This window comes from Streptomyces sp. NPDC001410 (assembly GCF_042895235.1).
In the GTDB taxonomy this organism is placed as follows: Bacteria; Actinomycetota; Actinomycetes; order Streptomycetales; family Streptomycetaceae; genus Streptomyces.
Genome location: NZ_JBIAWE010000011.1, coordinates 57,091 through 74,007 on the forward strand (window position 1 = coordinate 57,091; position 16,917 = coordinate 74,007).

19 protein-coding genes are annotated in these 16,917 nt (G+C 71.6%); 9 read left to right on the forward strand and 10 right to left on the reverse strand.

Annotated features, from left to right (window positions below; genetic code table 11):
• Positions 1–56: 56 nt before the first annotated feature.
• Positions 57–1,193 (forward strand): acyl-CoA dehydrogenase family protein, encoded by a 1,137-nt coding sequence (locus ACFY3C_RS24495; protein ID WP_390772236.1) that lies wholly within the window; start codon positions 57–59, stop codon positions 1,191–1,193.
• Positions 1,190–1,588 (forward strand): RidA family protein, encoded by a 399-nt coding sequence (locus ACFY3C_RS24500; RefSeq protein WP_390772237.1) that lies wholly within the window; start codon positions 1,190–1,192, stop codon positions 1,586–1,588. The genes ACFY3C_RS24495 and ACFY3C_RS24500 overlap by 4 nt, the downstream gene beginning before the upstream one ends.
• A 15-nt stretch (positions 1,589–1,603) precedes the next feature.
• Here ACFY3C_RS24500 and ACFY3C_RS24505 read toward each other — a convergent pair whose 3' ends face one another.
• A complete protein-coding gene (locus ACFY3C_RS24505) occupies positions 1,604–1,798 on the reverse strand; it encodes a DUF5999 family protein (protein ID WP_386575767.1) in 195 nt (64 codons plus the stop codon).
• Positions 1,799–2,045: 247 nt separating this feature from the next.
• Here ACFY3C_RS24505 and ACFY3C_RS24510 point away from each other — a divergent pair, with 247 nt between their 5' ends.
• Entirely contained in the window at positions 2,046–2,471 is a 426-nt protein-coding gene (locus ACFY3C_RS24510; RefSeq protein WP_386575765.1) for a DUF6299 family protein, read from the forward strand.
• 67 nt (positions 2,472–2,538) lie between these two features.
• On the opposite strand, the gene ACFY3C_RS24515 is transcribed toward ACFY3C_RS24510, so the two are convergent.
• The 4 genes from ACFY3C_RS24515 to ACFY3C_RS24530 form a co-directional block, all read right to left on the reverse strand.
• A complete protein-coding gene (locus ACFY3C_RS24515; RefSeq protein WP_386575764.1) occupies positions 2,539–2,730 on the reverse strand; it encodes an acyl-CoA carboxylase epsilon subunit in 192 nt (63 codons plus the stop codon).
• Between the two features lie 11 nt (positions 2,731–2,741).
• A complete protein-coding gene (locus ACFY3C_RS24520) occupies positions 2,742–4,286 on the reverse strand; it encodes an acyl-CoA carboxylase subunit beta (protein ID WP_390772238.1) in 1,545 nt (514 codons plus the stop codon).
• Between the two features lie 32 nt (positions 4,287–4,318).
• Positions 4,319–4,753: a hypothetical protein gene (locus ACFY3C_RS24525; protein WP_390772239.1), complete on the reverse strand. Its 435-nt coding sequence runs from the start codon at positions 4,751–4,753 to the stop codon at positions 4,319–4,321.
• A 122-nt stretch (positions 4,754–4,875) separates the two neighbouring features.
• Complete coding sequence (locus ACFY3C_RS24530) at positions 4,876–5,661, reverse strand: BTAD domain-containing putative transcriptional regulator (RefSeq protein ID WP_390772240.1); 786 nt, start codon at positions 5,659–5,661, stop codon at positions 4,876–4,878.
• 410 nt (positions 5,662–6,071) lie between these two features.
• Between ACFY3C_RS24530 and ACFY3C_RS24535 the strand changes: the two genes are divergently transcribed.
• From ACFY3C_RS24535 to fabI, 6 genes are all read left to right on the forward strand, one after another.
• Positions 6,072–7,079, forward strand: a complete 1,008-nt coding sequence (locus tag ACFY3C_RS24535; RefSeq protein WP_386575760.1) for a DUF2156 domain-containing protein — start codon at positions 6,072–6,074, stop codon at positions 7,077–7,079.
• A gap of 28 nt (positions 7,080–7,107) precedes the next feature.
• Positions 7,108–7,257: a hypothetical protein gene (locus tag ACFY3C_RS24540; protein ID WP_386575759.1), complete on the forward strand. Its 150-nt coding sequence runs from the start codon at positions 7,108–7,110 to the stop codon at positions 7,255–7,257.
• A gap of 428 nt (positions 7,258–7,685) precedes the next feature.
• On the forward strand, positions 7,686–8,801 hold the full coding sequence (locus ACFY3C_RS24545) for a fatty acid desaturase family protein (protein WP_386575757.1): 1,116 nt from the start codon (positions 7,686–7,688) through the stop codon (positions 8,799–8,801).
• Between the two features lie 159 nt (positions 8,802–8,960).
• Complete coding sequence (locus tag ACFY3C_RS24550; RefSeq protein WP_386575756.1) at positions 8,961–10,328, forward strand: MFS transporter; 1,368 nt, start codon at positions 8,961–8,963, stop codon at positions 10,326–10,328.
• Between the two features lie 28 nt (positions 10,329–10,356).
• Positions 10,357–10,686, forward strand: coding sequence for a ferredoxin (gene fdxA, locus ACFY3C_RS24555; protein WP_386575755.1), 330 nt, complete (start codon positions 10,357–10,359; stop codon positions 10,684–10,686).
• The gene (gene fabI / locus ACFY3C_RS24560; protein ID WP_386575754.1) at positions 10,683–11,450 is read left to right on the forward strand and encodes an enoyl-ACP reductase FabI; all 768 of its coding nucleotides are present in this window, start codon (positions 10,683–10,685) and stop codon (positions 11,448–11,450) included. Before fdxA ends, fabI begins: the two co-directional genes overlap by 4 nt.
• A gap of 419 nt (positions 11,451–11,869) precedes the next feature.
• Here fabI and ACFY3C_RS24565 read toward each other — a convergent pair whose 3' ends face one another.
• The 5 genes from ACFY3C_RS24565 to ACFY3C_RS24585 all read right to left on the reverse strand — a co-directional run bounded on the left by ACFY3C_RS24565 (position 11,870) and on the right by ACFY3C_RS24585 (position 16,907).
• Positions 11,870–12,433: a dihydrofolate reductase family protein gene (locus tag ACFY3C_RS24565; RefSeq protein WP_390772241.1), complete on the reverse strand. Its 564-nt coding sequence runs from the start codon at positions 12,431–12,433 to the stop codon at positions 11,870–11,872.
• Between the two features lie 170 nt (positions 12,434–12,603).
• Positions 12,604–13,881 carry a serine--tRNA ligase gene (gene serS, locus ACFY3C_RS24570; protein ID WP_390772242.1) on the reverse strand — a complete coding sequence of 426 codons (1,278 nt, stop codon included), beginning with the start codon at positions 13,879–13,881 and terminating at the stop codon, positions 12,604–12,606.
• Entirely contained in the window at positions 13,874–15,355 is a 1,482-nt protein-coding gene (locus ACFY3C_RS24575; RefSeq protein WP_390772243.1) for an APC family permease, read from the reverse strand. The genes serS and ACFY3C_RS24575 overlap by 8 nt, the downstream gene beginning before the upstream one ends.
• Before the next feature lie 101 nt (positions 15,356–15,456).
• A complete protein-coding gene (locus tag ACFY3C_RS24580) occupies positions 15,457–16,677 on the reverse strand; it encodes a beta-ketoacyl-[acyl-carrier-protein] synthase family protein (protein WP_386575748.1) in 1,221 nt (406 codons plus the stop codon).
• Positions 16,677–16,907, reverse strand: a complete 231-nt coding sequence (locus tag ACFY3C_RS24585) for a phosphopantetheine-binding protein (RefSeq protein ID WP_020942802.1) — start codon at positions 16,905–16,907, stop codon at positions 16,677–16,679. Before ACFY3C_RS24585 ends, ACFY3C_RS24580 begins: the two co-directional genes overlap by 1 nt.
• Between the last annotated feature and the right edge of the window lie 10 nt (positions 16,908–16,917).

Genomic DNA, 16,917 nt, shown 5'->3' on the forward strand with positions numbered 1-16,917 from the left:
CGACAGTCAATGGAGCGCGATACGGTCGGGTGACAGCACGGGAGAGGGGACCGGCGATGCCTGCATTCTCACTCGGACCGGAACAAGTCGCCTGGTGTGCCGAGCTGCGCACCCTGGCCGCCGAACGGCTGCGCCCGCTCGCCGAGAAGGCCGAGCCGGGCCGGGTCGATCGGCCACTGGTCGCGGAACTCGGCCGGCTGGGCCTGCCGGCCCGGCTCTTCGCCTCCGGTGCCCTCGACCTCTGCCTGATGCGCGAGTCCCTGGCCTACGCCTGCACGGAGGCCGAGACCGCCCTCGCCCTGCAGGGCCTGGGCGCCCACCCCGTCCACGCCCACGGCACCCCCGCCCAGCGGGAGCGCTGGCTGCCCCGCGTGACCGACGGCACCGCGGTGGCCGCGTTCGCGCTCAGCGAGCCGGGGGCGGGGTCGGACGCGGCGGCGCTGGCACTGCGGGCGGATCCGGACGGGGCGGGGCGCTGGCGGCTCACCGGGCAGAAGTGCTGGATCTCCAACGCACCCGAGGCCGACTTCTACACGGTCTTCGCACGGACCACCCCCGATGCCGGCGCCCGTGGCGTGACGGCCTTCCTCGTGCCCGCCGGCCGGCCCGGCCTCACCGGCTCCGCCCTGGAGATGCTCTCCCCGCACCCCATCGGCAGCCTCGACTTCGACGCCGTCCCGGTGACCGAGTTCGACGTGCTCGGGGAGGTCGACCGCGGTTTCCGGGTCGCGATGGGCACGCTCAACCTGTTCCGGCCGAGCGTCGGCGCCTTCGCCGTCGGCATGGCCCAGGCGGCGCTCGATGCGACGCTTGCCCACACCGCCCGACGGGACGCCTTCGGCGGCAAGCTGATGGACCTTCAGTCCGTCGCCCACCAGGTCGCCGAGATGGCCCTGCGCACGGACGCGGCCCGCCTGATGGTGTACGCGGCGGCGACGGCGTACGACGAGAACGCCCCGGACGTGCCCAAGCGGGCCGCGATGGCGAAGCTGCTGGCCACCGAGACCGCGCAGTACGTCGTCGACGCGGCCGTCCAACTGCACGGAGCACGGGCGCTGGAGCGGGGCCATCTGCTCGAACACCTCTACCGCGAGGTGCGCGCCCCGCGGATCTACGAGGGCGCGAGCGAGGTCCAACGGGGCATCATCGCCAAGGAGTTGTATGCCACCGCCACCCGGGAGGAGCACCCGTGACGACCGAGCGCGTCAACCCGCCCGAGCTGTCCCCGCCCACGGGCTTCTCCCACGCCGTCGTCGCCGGCGGCTCCCGCGTGGTGTTCCTGGCCGGCCAGACCGCCCTCGACACCGCCGGCAAGGTCACCGGAGCCACACTCCCCGAGCAGTTCGAGAAGGCACTCACCAACCTCCTCACCGCCCTCGACGCGGCCGGCGGCACCCCCGCCGACCTCGCCCGCGTCACCGTCTACGCCACGGACGTCGCCGCCTACCGTGCCCACGCCCGTCAACTGGGCCGCATCTGGCAGCAGTTGGCGGGCCGGGAGTATCCGGCGATGGCGGTCGTGGAGGTCGTACGGCTGTGGGACGAGCAGGCGCTCGTGGAGCTGGACGGGTTCGCGGTGCTGTCGTAGGGGGTGTCTTCTGGATCAGGCCGCCACGGCGAGCCGGTCGGCGGGGACCCGGTGGGGCGGGACCACGCTGCCGTCCGGGAGCAGCTCCCCGCTGTCGTCGAAGCGGATCGAGCCGTCGCAGAGCAGGGCCCAGCCCTGTTCCGGATGGGCGGACACGGTGTGCGGGGTGCCGGTGCCGGACGCGGCGCACGAGATTTCACAGGAGCACATGGCGCACCTCCACATCGGATGTGAGGGGCGGGCCGGTTCGGCCTTCGCCCGCCATGCATAGACCATGCTCCCGCCGTGAACGCACCGGAACCGGCCGCAGTGAAGCGTGACAACATGCGGACAACTCCCGGACGCTTCCATGACGCGCCACCGAGACGCGCCACCGATGGGGTGACGATCACGCCCGGCGGCACGGCCACCCGGTACCAGTGGAAGCCCCCACCCCCATGGAACCGGGAGGTATCCCATGCCCGTACGCCCCGCCCTGGCCGCCGTCCTCGGCGCAGCCGCGCTGCTGTGCTCCGCCGTCGGCCCGGCCACCGCCGACGCGGGAGAGAGTGTCACCGTCGCCCTCACCGGCCGGATCGCCGCCGACGGCACCGTCACCCTCTCCGGCACCTACCGCTGCACCGGCAACACCGGACCGGTCTTCGTCAGCTCCTCGGTCAGCCAGGGCGACTTGCGGCTCAAGCACGGCATCGGCGGCAGCAGCGCCCAGTGCGACGGCGCCGAGCACCCCTGGCAGAACTACGGCAAGGTCTCGGCCGGCTCGCTCGTCCCCGGCACGGCCCATGTGGAGGCCACCGTCATGGAGCTGCGGCCCTCGGGCATTGTGCCGCTGCCCCACTTCCACGCGGTCCAGGAGCAGGACGTCACCCTCGTCCAGGACTGATGCCCACGCCGAGCGGCCCGGCACACGTACCTGGCGTGTGCCGGGCCGCTCGGCGTGGCGGCGCTCGTCAGGAGCGCTGCCAGCTGTGGGGGGCGTGGAAGGCGTGCGGGCGCCAGGACGTGGTGCCCGGGGAGGAGGGCTCGGCGCCGGACCCGGCCAGCGCGGTGCGGCTGAGCAGCAGCACCGCGAGGGCGGCCAGCTCCTCCTGCGTGGCCTCGCCCTTCTCGACGCGGATGGGGGCTGTGGGGGATACGGACATGGGGACCTCCGTCACTGAGGGGGGTTGCCGTGCTTGCGGGCGGGGCGCTCGGCGTGCTTGGTGCGCAGCATCGCCAGCGCGCCGATGAGGACGCGGCGGGTGTCGGCCGGGTCGATGACGTCGTCCACCAGGCCGCGCTCGGCCGCGTAGTACGGGTGCATCAGCTCGGCCTTGTACTCCTTGACCAGCTCGGCACGCTTGGCCTCGGGGTCGTCGGCCTCGGCGATCTGGCGGCGGAAGATGACGTTCGCGGCACCCTCCGCGCCCATCACCGCGATCTCGTTGGTGGGCCAGGCGTAGGTGAGGTCGGCGCCGATCGACTGGGAGTCCATGACGATGTAGGCACCTCCGTACGCCTTGCGCAGGATGAGCGAAATCCTCGGCACGGTCGCGTCGCAGTAGGCGTAGAGCAGCTTGGCGCCGTGGCGGATGATGCCGCCGTGCTCCTGGCCGACGCCCGGCAGGAAGCCGGGCACGTCGAGCAGGGTGACGATCGGGATGCTGAACGCGTCGCAGAGCTGCACGAAGCGCGCCGCCTTCTCGGACGCCTCGATGTCCAGGACGCCGGCCAGGCTCTGCGGCTGGTTGGCGACGATCCCGACGACCTGGCCGTCCAGCCGGGCCAGCGCGCAGATGATGTTCCGCGCCCAGCGCTGGTGGACCTCCAGGTACTCGCCGTCGTCGACGATCTCCTCGATGACCCTGGCCATGTCGTACGGCCGGTTGCCGTCGACCGGCACCAGGTCGGTGAGTGTCTCGCAGCGCCGTTCGGCCGGGTCGTCGCAGGGCACGGCGGGCGGGTTCTCGCGGTTGTTGCGGGGGAGGAGGGTCAGCAGATAGCGGACCTCCTCCAGGCAGCTCTCCTCGTCGTCGTAGGCGAAGTGGCACACCCCGCTGGTCTCCGCGTGGACGTCGGCGCCGCCGAGGCCGTTCTGGGTGATCTCCTCGCCGGTGACCGCCTTGACGACGTCCGGTCCGGTGATGAACATCTGGGACGTCTCGCGGACCATGAACACGAAGTCGGTGAGCGCGGGACTGTAGGCGGCACCTCCGGCGCACGGGCCGAGCATCACGCTGATCTGCGGGATGACACCGGACGCCGCCGTGTTGCGCCGGAAGATGCCGCCGTAGCCCGCGAGGGCGGTGACGCCCTCCTGGATGCGGGCGCCCGCGCCGTCGTTCAGGGAGACCAGGGGCGCGCCCGCCGCGATGGCCATGTCCATGATCTTGTGGATCTTGGCGGCGTGGGCCTCGCCCAGCGCACCGCCGAAGATCCGGAAGTCATGGGCGTAGACGAAGACGGTCCGGCCCTCGACCGTGCCCCAGCCGGTGACGACACCGTCGGTGTACGGCTTCTTCGCCTCCAGGCCGAACCCGGTCGCCCGGTGCCGGCGCAGCGGTTCGACCTCCTGGAAGGAGCCCTCGTCGAGGAGCAGGCCGATCCGTTCGCGCACGGTGAGCTTGCCCTTGGCCTTCTGGGCGGCGGTCGCCTTCTCACCGGGGCCGGCGAGGACGCTCTCGCGTATGCCGGCCAGTTCCTCGACGTGGGACCTCATGTCTCCCCCTGCTTCACTGAAGTGACGGAACGTCAGTTGCCGAGCCGGCGCAGCCCGCTCGACTGGAGCGCGGCGAACGCCCCCACGACCGCTGCCTGCAGCACGGTCCACACCGTGCCGACGGTGTTCGGGCCGAACCATCCGAACAGCGCGGTGGCGACGGACGCGACCGCCCACAGCGCGTTGGCCTCGATGACCGCCTTGGTGGCGGCCGTGCTCGGCACCGGACGGCTCGCCAGCAGCGCCACGAGGCCGCCGTACACCGTGAGGAACACGCCGATGCCCCGCAGGAACCCGGCGTCGAGGCCGAGCAGATCGCCCACCGGGCCCGCGGCGAGCAGGTAGATCAGGCCGTTGGCGGCGGTCACGGCGGCGTCCAGCGCGAGGAAGGTCCGTAACGGGCGCGCCGCGGCGGCACGGGTCGGCGTATGCGTCGCCGCGTGTGCCGGGGTCTGGCTCGTGGTCATGGGGCCTCCAAAGGTAGGGGGTCTGATTCCACTTGCCCGTCGAGCGTGCCAAGGCGGACTGACCGGTGACTGACGGACCGCTTACGCGGTCCGGCTCGCGCCTCCCTCAAGTCCACCGATCCTCAGGCCGGTTGCAGGCGCAGGTCGCCGGTCAGCGCGGGGTCGTGGGAGAGGATCGCGCTCTCCACCCGGCGCAGGGCGGGGGAGGGCTGGATGCCCAGCTCGTCGTCGAGGTGGCGGCGCATCCGGCGGTAGACGTCGAGGGCGTCGGCCTGCCGTCCCGAGCCGTAGAGGGCGATCATCAGCTGCTCGCAGAAGCGTTCCCGCAAGGGGTGGTTGGTGTGCGCCTCGGTCAGCTCGGCGAGGACCGCCGCGTGCCGGCCGAGCCGCAGCTCGGCGTCGAAGCGCAGCTCCATGGCCCGCATCCGGTACTCCTCGTAGCGGGCACCGGCCAGCTGGCACAGCGTCCCGCCGGTGAACCCGCCGAAGACGGGGCCGCGCCACATCCCGAGCGCGTCGCCCAGCAGCCGTGCGGTGCGGGCCGCGTCGTCCGGCGCCGCGGACTCGGCCAGCCGCACCGCCCGGATGAACTCGGCCGCGTCCAGTTCGCCCTCCCCGATGCCGAGCCGGTAGCCGGAGGGGTGCATGGTCACCCGGGAGGCCGGCCGGTCCGGTTCCAGATCGCGGAGCCTGCGGCGTAACCGGCTGACATGGGCCTGGAGGGCGTTGGCCTGGTTGTCGGGGACGGCGTCGCCCCACATCTCCTCGGCCAGGCTCTCCCCGGACACCGGCTGGCCCTCGCTGACCAGCAGCGTCTGCACGAGGGTGCGCTGCAGATCGCCGGAGATGTCCGCCGGTCCGAATGCGGTGAGTATCTGCAGTGCGCCGAGAATGGAGAACCTCAGCATGTCTTCCCCCCTTGGTGAAAATTCCTGGCGAAGGTGTTTCTGTACGGGGTCGTGCTGCGGTGAAAGACAGGGTGGCCGAACGCGCCACGCCCCGGCGGGCGTCTGCTTCCTGGACGGCCCGCCGGGGCGGTTGCTCCGCCGGGACGGGGGGCGGCCGGCGGTCCTGGGGGACCGGTGCCGAGCCGCCATTGGCGCAGCACCGGGTGGGAAAAGTTCGTTCCGCGCGTCGACTGGTGAATTCGTGGTCACCGCGTACGGAATTCCGGTCTGGAGCCACAGTGGCACCGCTCGCTGACGGAATGCTGACACGCTTCTGACACCGGTAATGAATTCCTTGTGGCCCTTTTCCCCGGCATCCTCTCGGTGCTGTACTCCCTTCGATGGAAAACGCTCCCGAAAGGGGTACGGGAATGACCGCGACCACCACCGAAACCAGCACGGACAACCCGATTCTCGAGGCGATACGCGCCCACACGGCAAGCGAGAACCCGAGTTCGTTCCTGGCGCTCAACAGCGGAAACAGTGTCTTCACCGTCCCGGACGCGGACGGTGTCGTCGTCTACCGCCGCACCGGCCGCCACGCCGTGCAGTTCGGCGGCCCCTTCGCCGCCGAGCAGGACTACGGCACCCTCCTGGAGGCCTTCCGGAAGTACGTCCGCGACGAGGGCCTCACCCTCGTCGGCGTCCAGCTCCAGCGCACCGACGCCGAGCGCTACGCCGCGCTCGGCTTCACCGTCAACCAGGTCGGCGCCTCCTGGGCGGTGAGCCTGGCCGAGTTCACCCTGCGCGGCACCAAGTTCATGCAGCTGCGCAACAAGATCTCCCGCGCCCACCGCAACGGCCTGCAGATCCAGGAGGTCGACGCGGCCGACGTGCAGGACGCCATCGCCGCGATCGACCAGGCCTGGCTCGGCTCCAAGGGCGGCGCCCAGCAACTGGAGTTCCTCGTCGGCCAGATCGGCGGCGCGGCCCAGGCGCACCGCCGGCTCTTCACCGGCACCATCGACGGCGCCCCGGTCGCCTACATCTCGTACTCGCCGGTCTACGGCAGCCGGGCCGGCTGGATGCACGACCTCAGCCGCCGTGTCCCCGAGGGCTCCCCGGGCCTGATGGAGGCCATCAACGCGCACGCCATCGAGGTGTTCCGGGCCGAGGGCGTCGAGTGGCTGCACTTCGGGTTCACGCCGTTCACCGGCCTGGACGCGGGCCACGAACTCGACGGCCACAGCCCCGCGTTCCAGTGGCTGATGCACGCCCTGTGGGCCGAGGGCGCGGCGCTGTACCCGGCGCAGACGCAGCTGTCGTACAAGCAGAAGTGGGCCCCGGACGTGCTGATTCCCGAGTACGTCGCCTTCGACGGGCCGCAGGCCTCGCTGCCCGGATTCGCGCACATCTTCCGTGCCTGCAAAGCCTTCTGACCCACCCTCACCCGAAGGAGACGACGACATGAGCCAGTCCACCGAAGAACTCCAGCACGCCATGGTCGAGCAGCTGATGGCCGTCATCGGGGCCCCCGACGACCAGGCGGTGGCCGAGGCCGCCGACGCGGTCGTCCGCGCCCTGGACGAGCGGATGAGCACCGGGGCGGCTGCCTGAACCGGCACGGCACGTCCGATCAGAGGGACATCAGTGCCACATCAGCGCTCCACGGAACGCTGGACACACGTTCGCCCGGCGGTCCGGGCCCGGGAGCACCGCACTGTGCCCCCGTCTCCTCGGTCCGCCGGGCGGATCTCAGGTCCTGTCGTCGGACTCCCGCCTGTCGTGCGACGCCTGGCACGCACGCTCGCCGCGTTGCCGGACCGCCCACGTGGCTCCGCCACGAGGACGCCCCGGCGCCTTGCGATCGCCCGCACCAGGCGCCGCACGACCCGCCCTCCGGGCGGACGACGGGAGTCCGACGACAGGACCTGACCCGCGACGGTGACCGCACGCGGGAGCCTTGTCGACTCGCGGCGCCCGCAGGTCCGCGGGGCAGCGGCGCCGCCGCCCGATCCGGGCACTTCTCCCAAGGAGAGCTACGCATGCAGCGTCCGCACATACAAGAAGCCGGGGCACTCGCCACCGGTGGAGGCGCCGGCGCCGGGCAGCGCACCGGCGCCTCGGCGACCTTCGCCGAGCTGCTCAAACGGGTCAAGGCCGAGGGCCTCCTCGACCTCGACCCCCGGTACTACGTGGGCAAGCTGGCCCTCAACACCACTCTGCTGCTGATCGGGTTCGCCGCCTTCTTCGAGCTGGGCGACTCCTGGTGGCAGCTGGTCACGGCCCTGTGGATGGGCCTGTGCGGCGGCCAGTCGGCGTTCATGTGGCACGACGCCGGCCACAAGGCGATGTTCCGCAGCAAGAAGGCCGCCTCCGCGGTCGGCTACGTCCACGCCAACCTGGTCAACGGGGTCAGCTACGGCTGGTGGGTCAACCACCACAACCGGCACCACAGCAACCCCAACCACCTGGACATGGACCCGGACATCGGCCGGCGCACCGCCATCTTCGACATCAAGCAGTACCCGAGCCGCAAGGGCACGCAGAAGTTCGTCGTGCGCTACCAGAGCGTGCTGTTCTTCGTGCTGCTGGTGCTAGAAGGCTTCAAGATGCTGAAGACCGCGGTCCTGTCGATCGTCCAGGGCAAGACCAAGCGGCCCGCCCTGGAGACCTTCCTGATCCTGCTGCGCGCCGCCGTCTACCTCGGTCTCGTCTTCACCGTCCTGTCCCCGGGCCTCGCGGTCGCCTTCATCGTGGTCCAGCACGCAGCGCTCGGCGTCTACTTCGGGATGATCTTCGCCCCGAACCACAAGGGCATGGACGTCCGCGACGGCGCGGAGGAGACCCTCGACTGGCTGGAGCGCCAGGTCCTCACCTCCCGCAACATCCGCCCCAACCGGCTGGTCGACTTCCTCTACGGCGGCCTCAACTACCAGGTCGAGCACCACCTGTTCCCGGCCATGCCGCAGAAGAACCTCGGCCGCGCCCGGGAACTGACCATGGAGTACTGCGCCGAGCGCGGGGTGCCGTACCACGAGGTCGGGTTCTGGGCCTCGTACCGCGAGGTCGCCTCCTATCTGCACGAGGTCAGCGCGCCCGTGCGGCGCGGCGACGTGGAGGAGCAGCTCCGGCGCCGCGCCATGGAAGAAGCGGCCTGACATCCCCGTCTCCCTTACTCACACCGCCACTTCCTCCACACCCCACACCCCCCACACCCCGGCCCCCGGGCCGCACGCCCGGGCCCGCCGGTGGCCCGGGCGGTTCCTTCCCAGGAGCGACGGGGGCGTTCGCAAGGAGTCCCCAAAGGAGCCAGTCCCATGTCCCAGACCACCGCCGCGGCGGGCGGTGTCACCGCTCCCGCCCCGATCGGGGTCCGCCTGGACCGCATGCCGATCACTCCCCTGCACCGCAGACTCACCGCGGTCATCGGCGTCGGCCTGTTCTTCGACACCTTCGAGAACAACCTGTCGGGCACCATCGGCAAGGTGCTGCAGAGCGACTTCGCCTTCGGCGCCACCTCGCTCAAGCTCGTCCTGGCCTCCGTGTTCGTCGGCCAGTTCATCGGCTCGCTGACGCTCGGCCGGATCGCCGACCGGTTCGGCCGGCGCCGGGCCTTCCTCGTCAACCTCGCCATCTACTCGGTGTTCTCGCTGCTCGGCGCCTTCTCCCCGAACGCCACATGGCTGATCGTCACCCGCTTCCTCGCGGGGATCGGCATCGGCGCCGAACAGGCCCTGTCCGACTGCTACCTGGCCGACGTGCTGCCCGCGAAGAAACGCGGCCGGTTCATCGCCGGGGCCTACACCCTCGCCTTCTGCGGAGTGCCCGCGGTGGGCTTCGCCGCGCTGTGGCTGGTGCCGCTGACCCCGCTGGGCGTGGCCGGCTGGCGCTGGCTGTTCGTGCTCGGCGCGCTGGGCTCGGCCGTGGTGTGGGTGCTGCGCCGGCAGCTGATCGAGTCCCCGCGCTGGCTGGCCGCGACCGGCCGGACCGCGGAGGCCGAGCGGCTGGTGGCCCGCATGGAGGCGGAGGCGGCGGGCCGCGGTCTGCCGCTGGAGACGCCCGGGCCGCAGACCGAGGAGGCTGTGGACCACTCCCGGCTGCGGGACGTCCTGCGCCCCGGCATGCTGCGCCGCACCCTCGTCCTCTGGCTGTTCTGTGTGCTGTCGGTCGTCGGTTACTACGGCTTCGGCACGCTCGCCCCGCAGATCGTCGCCGCCAAGGGCTACGGCGTCGTCGCCGGCCTCGGCTTCACGGCGCTGTCCTTCCTCGGCTACCCGGTGGGCTCCGCGCTCGCCCTGCCCGTCGTGGACCGCGTCGAGCGGCGCACCCTGATCGCGCTGTCGGCGGCCGCGATGGTCCTGGCCGGACTCGGGTTCGCCTACGCCGACTCGGCCGCACTGATCGTCACCTGCGGCTTCGCCTACACCCTGTGCAGCAACGTCTTCTCCAGCGTCTCGCACGTATACCTGTCCGAGCAGTACCCCACCGCGATCCGGGCCACCGCCTCCGGAGCCGCCTACTCGCTGTCCAAACTCAGCGCCGCCGCACTGCCGTTCGCGCTGCTGCCGGTCCTGGAGGCGCACGGCCCGGGTGCCCTGTTCGGCGTCATCGCCGCCGCCATGGCCGTGCTCGCCGGCACCGTACTGACCCTCGGCGAGCGCACCACCGGCCGCCCCGTCCGGTGAACTCATCGACCCTCGGAAGGAGTTGAGCATGGCCTACGTCATCGGACTGCCCTGCGTCGACGTCAAGGACCGCTCCTGCATCGACGAATGCCCCGTGGACTGCATCTACGAGGGGCAGCGCGCCCTGTACATCCATCCGGACGAATGCGTGGACTGCGGCGCCTGCGAACCGGTGTGCCCGGTCGACGCCATCTACTTCCAGGACGACCTTCCCGAGGAGTGGGGCGACGACCACGCGGCCTCCAACGCCGCGTTCTTCGACGGCCTCGGTGAACCCGGCGGCGGCAGCGCCCTCGGCCCCCAGGACCATGACTCCCCGCTGGTCAGCGCCCTGCCGAAGGGGGTGTCGGTGGCATGAGCGGCATCCTCGCCGGCAAGCGGATCCTGGTGACCGGGGTGGTCACGGACGCCTCCATCGCCTTCCACGTGGCCCGGATCGCCCAGGAGGAGGGCGCCGAGGTCCTGCTGACCGGCTTCGGCCGGCTGACCCTCATCGAGCGCTTCGCCTCGCGCCTGCCCAAGCCCGCCCCCGTCATCGAGCTGGACGTCACCGACCAGGGCCACCTGGACACCCTCGCCGACCGCGTCGGCGAGCACGTCGACTCCCTCGACGGCATCGTCCACTCCATCGCCTACGGCCCCCAGGGCGCCTTCTCCTTCCTGGACGGCACCTGGGACGACGTGTCGACGGCCGTGCACGTGTCGGCGTACTCCCTGAAGTCCCTCACCACGGCCTGCCTGCCGCTCCTGGAACGGCGCGGCGGCTCGGTCGTGGGTCTCACCTTCGACGCGACGGTCGCCTGGCCGCACTACGACTGGATGGGCGTGGCCAAGGCCGCCCTGGAGTCCACCAGCCGCTACCTCGCCCGCGACCTCGGCCCCCGCGGCATCCGCAGCAACCTCGTCGCGGCCGGTCCGCTGCGCTCCATGGCCGCCAAGTCCATCCCCGGCTTCTCGCAGCTGGCCGACGTCTGGGAGACCGAGCGGGCCCCGGCCGGCTGGAACCTCACCGACCCGGACCCGGCCGCCCGCGCGGTCGTGGCCCTGCTGTCGGACTTCTTCCCGCGCACCACGGGCGAGGTCGTCCATGTGGACGGCGGGGTGCACATGATGGGCGCGTGAACGACGGACCGGTGTGGACCGGCAGATGACCGGACGCCCCGGGACCCGGGGCGTCCGGTTCCGCAACCGGTCTCGGGGATGCTGCGTCTCCTGAGTGCGAGGACACCCAGGGTGTCGTGGTCGGCCACACGCGGGACGACTCTTCCGACGGCTTCAACCCGGTGCCGGTCATCGCCTTTACCGACCAGCAGGGACACCGCGTGGAGTTCTCGCCCGAGATGCGCGGGACCGGGATGAACCTGGCGGCCGGGCTCGAGGTTTCAGGTGGTGTACGAGCGCGGGAACCCCCGGACGGCACGGGTGGTCAGGTGGAAGCACATGAGGGGACCGGCGGTGTACATGCTGCTGAGCGCAGTGGCCTTCGCCGGGGCCGGCGTACTGATCGCCCTGAAGAACTGAGTTTCCGGGGACGTCTTGAGCTAGCGCGCCACGCGATAGCGGAGGTAGACGAATTTCGAGCTGAAGGTGCGGGTCTCGACGAGTTCGAGATCCACCCGGCGCTCGCGCCGGGGAAAGAACGGAATGCCACCGCCGACCAGCACCGGGTGGACCACGGTCCGGTACTCGTCGATCAGACCCGACGCGGCCGCCTCGGCGGCGAGAGTCGCGCCGCCGATCGCGATGTCGCCCTCCCCCGGCTCGGCCCGCAACCGCTCGATCTCCTCCGCCAGGCCGCCGGAGGCCAGGCGGGCATTGCCCTGCACCGCCGACAGCGTGGTGGAGAACACCACCTTCGGGAGCGGCTTCCAGAGCGCGGCCCACTCCCGCTCTGAGTCGTCGAGCGATGGATCCTGGTCGGCGGTCTCCCAGTACAGCATCGTCTCGTACAGCCGTCGTCCCAACAGGTGAACGCCGACCTCGCGGATCTCGTCGATCCAGAAGCGAAAGACCTCCTCGTCGGGTGCCGTCCAGTCGAAGTTGCCGTCCGGCCCGACGATGTAGCCGTCAAGCGAGACGTTCATGGAATAGGTCACGCTGCGCATCAGAAGTCCTCCTCGGTAGCGGCTTCGACAGTACGACCGCCGGACGCCGCAGGACTCATCGCGGCTCGCGGGTCAGGATCGCAACCCAGAACGCCCCTCCCGTCCCGGCCCGGAAGCCGCGATGGGAGGGGCCCAGACTGCTGTTCCGGCCTTCCCAACCCTGGACAGGGTTACTCGGTGACCCCGTCCGGCAGGATGCGCCGGAAGCCCGTGTACGGGACCAGCGCCTCGGGCAGGGCCACCGACCCGTCCTCCTGGACGCCCTGCTCCAGCAGCGCGGCGACCGTGCGGCCGATCGGGAGGGCCGAGCCGTTCAGGGTGGCCGCCGGGGTCTTGCGGCCGTCGGCGCGCTTGACCCGGATGTCGGCGCGGCGGGCCTGGAAGGTGCCGCAGTCGGAGACCGAGGAGATCTCCCGGTAGGAGCCGCCGCCCGGCAGCCAGACCTCGATGTCGTACGTCATCCGGGCGGAGAAGCCCATGTCGCCCGCGGGCAACAGGACCGTACGGAAGGAGAGTTCGAGGCGGCGCAGGCACTCCTCGGCCTGCGAGACCATCAGCTCCAGCTGCTCCTGGGCCTCCTCCGGGGCACAGACGCGCACCAGCTCCACCTTCTCGAACTGGTGCAGACGCAGGACGCCCCGGGTGTCACGGCCGTACGCGCCCGCCTCGGCGCGGAAGCAGGGGGTGCGGGCGGTGAACGCGTACGGCAGCGTCCGGGCGTCCAGGAGCTGTCCGGCCACCAGGTTGGTCAGCGGGACCTCGGCGGTCGGGATCAGGAACAGTTCGCGGTCGCCGACCTGGGTGCGGAACAGGTCCTCCTCGAACTTGGGCAGTTGCCCGGTGCCGGTCATCGTGTCGCGGCTGACCAGGAACGGCACCGACTGCTCGGTGTAGCCGTGCTCGCGGGTGTGCAGGTCGAGGAAGAAGTCGCCGAGGGCCCGCTCCAGCCGGGCTCCGGCGCCGTGCGAGACGCTGAAGCGGGCACCGGAGAGCTTGGCAGCCGCGGGGGAGTCGAGGATGCCGAGGGCCTCGCCGATCTCCGCGTGGTGGCGGGCACCGGCCGAGGGACGCGGGTCCGGACCCCCGCGCCGTATCTCCACGGCCTCCTTCTCCGAGTCGCCGTCCGGGACCGTGTCCAGCGGGAGGTTGGGGATGCCCAGCAGCAGCTCCGTCAGTTCGCCGGCGGCCGCGCGGGCGGCGCCCTCGGCCTGCTGCACCTCGGTGCGCAGCGCCCGCGCGGCCTCCTTCTCCGCCTCGGTGGGCGGGCCGGAGCGGCGGGCCTTGGCGGTGCGGTTCAGCTCCGTGCGCAGCCGGGTCACCTCGGCCTGCGTGGCCGAGCGGGCGTGCAGCGCGGTGCCCAGGGCGTCCAGGTCGAGCTCGTAGCGGCGGCGGGCCAGGCGCCGTACGGCGTCCGGACCGGCCTCGATCAGCTCGTGGGGATCATGCATGGCGGTCTCCTGACAGGGCGGGGGAGGACGCGGGGGACTGCTCCGCAGCGGCGGTCGCGGTGTGCCGGGTGCCGAGGAGGCGATAGCGGAGCGGGTGGGCCGAGCGCAGGCGGGCCGCGTACAGCAGGCCGCCCAGGGCGACCAGCGGCAGCAGCCAGGGCAGCGCGGCGATGACCTTGGACGGGGAGCCGGTGAGCATGTCGAAGTTGCCGACCACCAGCCACACCGAGGCGGCGAGGCCGGCGAAGCCCAGCAGCGGGGCGAGCAGCTCCCGCCACCAGTGCCCGCCGCCGCCCCGCAGCCGCAGCCCCAGCACGGACAGCGCGGCCAGCGCTTGGAGGGCGACGATGCCCAGGGTGCCGAGGCCCAGCATGCTGGTGGTCAGGTCTGCGTACGGGTCGAGGCCGGCGACGGCGAAGCCGGCCACGACCAGCGTGGTCAGCGCGCTCTGGGCGAGGCTGGCCCGGTGCGGGGAGCGGTGCCGCGGGTGCTCGGCGGCCAGGCCTCGCGGCAGCAGACCGTCCTCGGCGAGCACCTGGGCGTAGCGATTGGCGGCGCTGTGCAGAGCCAGCGTCGCCGCGAACAGGCTGGTGCAGAGCAGGACCTGGAGCCCGGTGCTGCCCGCCTTGCCGAGGAAGTCGTCGCCGAGGACGAAGAACAGGTCGCCCATCTGCTTGCCCGCGACCTCGCGCACCTTGTCGCTGCCGACCGCGCCCACCGCCAGCCAGCTGGTGAGGGCGTAGAAGCCGGCGATCAGGACGACGGCCGCGTAGGTGGCCCGGGGCACGCTGCGCCGCGGGTCCTTCGCCTCCTTGCCGTACAGGGCGGCCGACTCGAAGCCGATGAAGGAGACGAACGCGAACATCAGGGAGACACCGACGCCGTGCCCGGCCGCGACGTGCGGGGAGAACGAGGCGGTGGGCAGCGCGTGCAGTCCGTGCCGGGCCAGGATCGCCACGTCCAGGGCGGCCAGCACACCGATCTCGCCGAGCATCAGCAGGGCCAGCACCCGGGCGCTGAGCGCGATCTCCCGGTAGCCGAGCACGGCCGTCAGCACCAGCCCGACGGCCGCGCACCACTCCCAGGACACCGTCATCCCGTGGGCGGCGAACACCAGGTGGGTGAAGTAGCCGAGCGCGCCGGCGAGGCCGATGGTCGCGCAGTTGTAGGAGAGCAGGGCGACATAGCCCGCGGCGACCGCGGGCGGCCGGCCGAGCCCGTCGGCCACGGAGGCGTAGAAGCCACCGGAGCCTCCGGTGCGGCGGGCGCTCACCGCGTAGCCGACCGAGAAGCACAGCAGGGTGACCCCGGCGAAGAGGAACGCCGCGGGCACACCGGCTCCGTCACCGAAGGCGAACGCGAGCGGAACGGTGCCGACCATGGCGGAGAGCGGGGCCGCGGCGGCGACGATGAGGAAGAGGATGTGACCGGTACCGAGCCGACCGGCCTGGGGTGGGGAACCGCTGGTGGACATGGAGAACTCCTGGGCTGCTCAAAGAGGTTGGGGAGGAGGACGTGCAACAGCCGCCCGCGGAGGACCGACGGACGGCTGTCTGGCGCTGGCGTCGTACCGCGTCAGGCGGGAGCGATCGCCAGTGCCGTGTTCTGCCCACCGAATCCGAGCGAGTTGCTCAGTGCCAGGTCGATCGGCATCTCGGTAGCGGTCTGGGCCAACTTGACCTCGATCCGGGGATCGGGCATGACCAGGTTGGCGGTCGGTGGAATCAACTCGTGCTCCACGCTGAGCACGGCGAACGCGGCCTCGACCGCGCCGGCGGCACCCAGCAGATGACCGGTGACTCCCTTCGTGGAGGTGACCAACGGATCCCCACGCAGGGTCCGCCGGATCATCCGGGCCTCGGACAGATCGTTGAGCGGCGTCGACGTACCGTGCGCGTTGACGTGCTGAACCTCGTCCGGATCGGCACCCGCATCGGCGAGAGCCGCCCGCACCGCGGCCTCGATCCCCGCACCGTCAGGATGCGGCGACGTCATGTGGTGCGCGTCGGCCGTCGCGCCGTACCCGACGATCCGGCCGTGGATGTGCGCACCGCGGGCGCGGGCGTCCGCGACACGCTCCATCACGAGGATCCCCGCGCCCTCACCGGCGACGAAGCCGTCGCGGTCCACGTCGAACGGGCGGGACGCGGCCGCCGGATCGTCGTGCCGCTTGGACAGCGCGCCCATCTGGGCGAACCCGGCCATGACCAGTGGGGTGATCATGGCCTCGCTGCCGCCCGCCAGCACGATGTCGCACCGGCCGAGCGCCAGCAGGTCCCGGGCGGTCCCGATGGCGGTCGCGCCCGAGGCGCAGGCGGTGGCCACCACCAGATTGGGTCCGGTCGCCCCGAACTCGATGGCCGTCTGACCGGCCAGCATGTTCGGCAGCTGCATGGGCAGCAGGAGCGGTGACACCCGGTCGGCGCCGTGCTCGCGCAGCACATGGTGCTGTTCCTCGACCGTGCCCGGCCCGCCGTCGGCGCAGCCCAGCACGACGCCCACGCGTGCGCCGTCCCAGGTCTGCGGGTCGAGGCCCGCGTCGGCCACCGCCTCGTGCGCGGCGACCAGCGCGAACTGCACGAACCGGTCCAGGCGGTGGGCCCGCCGGGCGCTCAGCAGGGTCTCGGGGTCGAAGTCGGGTACTCGGCAGGAAATCTGTACGGGGTTGTCCGCCAGCACCGGATCGAGGGCGGCGGCCGGCCTGCCGTCGCAGACCGCCGCCCAGCTCGGCCCGACCCCGATACCGCCCGGGGTGACCAGGCCGAGCCCGGTGACGGCGATGTCCATCCCGGCCATCAGACCTTCGCGCTCCGCTCCTCCATGAGCCGGACCATGTCGCCCACGGTCTCGGCCTCCAGGAGGTCGTCGTCGCTGATGTCCAGGTCCAGCTCGGACTTCAGCAGCAGCGACAGCTCCACCACGGCCAGCGAGTCCAGCTCGATGTCCTCCCGGGTGGCCTCCGGAGTGATCGACTCGGGCGACACCTTGAGCTTGTTGGACAGGATTTCCTTGAGCTGCTCCAGCATGTCGGTTCCT

What these genes read in the sequence shown, in the direction of transcription:
- ACFY3C_RS24535 (WP_386575760.1), top strand. Translation starts at nt 6,072, where the DNA reads ATGACCGCGACCACCACCGAAACCAGCACGGACAACCCGATTCTCGAG.
- ACFY3C_RS24550 (WP_386575756.1), top strand. Translation starts at nt 8,961, where the DNA reads ATGTCCCAGACCACCGCCGCGGCGGGCGGTGTCACCGCTCCCGCCCCG.
- ACFY3C_RS24505 (WP_386575767.1), bottom strand. Translation starts at nt 1,798, where the DNA reads ATGTGCTCCTGTGAAATCTCGTGCGCCGCGTCCGGCACCGGCACCCCG.
- ACFY3C_RS24565 (WP_390772241.1), bottom strand. Translation starts at nt 12,433, where the DNA reads ATGCGCAGCGTGACCTATTCCATGAACGTCTCGCTTGACGGCTACATC.
- fabI (WP_386575754.1), top strand. Translation starts at nt 10,683, where the DNA reads ATGAGCGGCATCCTCGCCGGCAAGCGGATCCTGGTGACCGGGGTGGTC.
- ACFY3C_RS24510 (WP_386575765.1), top strand. Translation starts at nt 2,046, where the DNA reads ATGCCCGTACGCCCCGCCCTGGCCGCCGTCCTCGGCGCAGCCGCGCTG.
- ACFY3C_RS24530 (WP_390772240.1), bottom strand. Translation starts at nt 5,661, where the DNA reads ATGCTGAGGTTCTCCATTCTCGGCGCACTGCAGATACTCACCGCATTC.
- ACFY3C_RS24525 (WP_390772239.1), bottom strand. Translation starts at nt 4,753, where the DNA reads ATGACCACGAGCCAGACCCCGGCACACGCGGCGACGCATACGCCGACC.
- ACFY3C_RS24495 (WP_390772236.1), top strand. Translation starts at nt 57, where the DNA reads ATGCCTGCATTCTCACTCGGACCGGAACAAGTCGCCTGGTGTGCCGAG.
- ACFY3C_RS24540 (WP_386575759.1), top strand. Translation starts at nt 7,108, where the DNA reads ATGAGCCAGTCCACCGAAGAACTCCAGCACGCCATGGTCGAGCAGCTG.
- ACFY3C_RS24580 (WP_386575748.1), bottom strand. Translation starts at nt 16,677, where the DNA reads ATGGCCGGGATGGACATCGCCGTCACCGGGCTCGGCCTGGTCACCCCG.
- ACFY3C_RS24520 (WP_390772238.1), bottom strand. Translation starts at nt 4,286, where the DNA reads ATGAGGTCCCACGTCGAGGAACTGGCCGGCATACGCGAGAGCGTCCTC.
- ACFY3C_RS24585 (WP_020942802.1), bottom strand. Translation starts at nt 16,907, where the DNA reads ATGCTGGAGCAGCTCAAGGAAATCCTGTCCAACAAGCTCAAGGTGTCG.
- serS (WP_390772242.1), bottom strand. Translation starts at nt 13,881, where the DNA reads ATGCATGATCCCCACGAGCTGATCGAGGCCGGTCCGGACGCCGTACGG.
- ACFY3C_RS24575 (WP_390772243.1), bottom strand. Translation starts at nt 15,355, where the DNA reads ATGTCCACCAGCGGTTCCCCACCCCAGGCCGGTCGGCTCGGTACCGGT.
- ACFY3C_RS24515 (WP_386575764.1), bottom strand. Translation starts at nt 2,730, where the DNA reads ATGTCCGTATCCCCCACAGCCCCCATCCGCGTCGAGAAGGGCGAGGCC.
- ACFY3C_RS24545 (WP_386575757.1), top strand. Translation starts at nt 7,686, where the DNA reads ATGCAGCGTCCGCACATACAAGAAGCCGGGGCACTCGCCACCGGTGGA.
- fdxA (WP_386575755.1), top strand. Translation starts at nt 10,357, where the DNA reads ATGGCCTACGTCATCGGACTGCCCTGCGTCGACGTCAAGGACCGCTCC.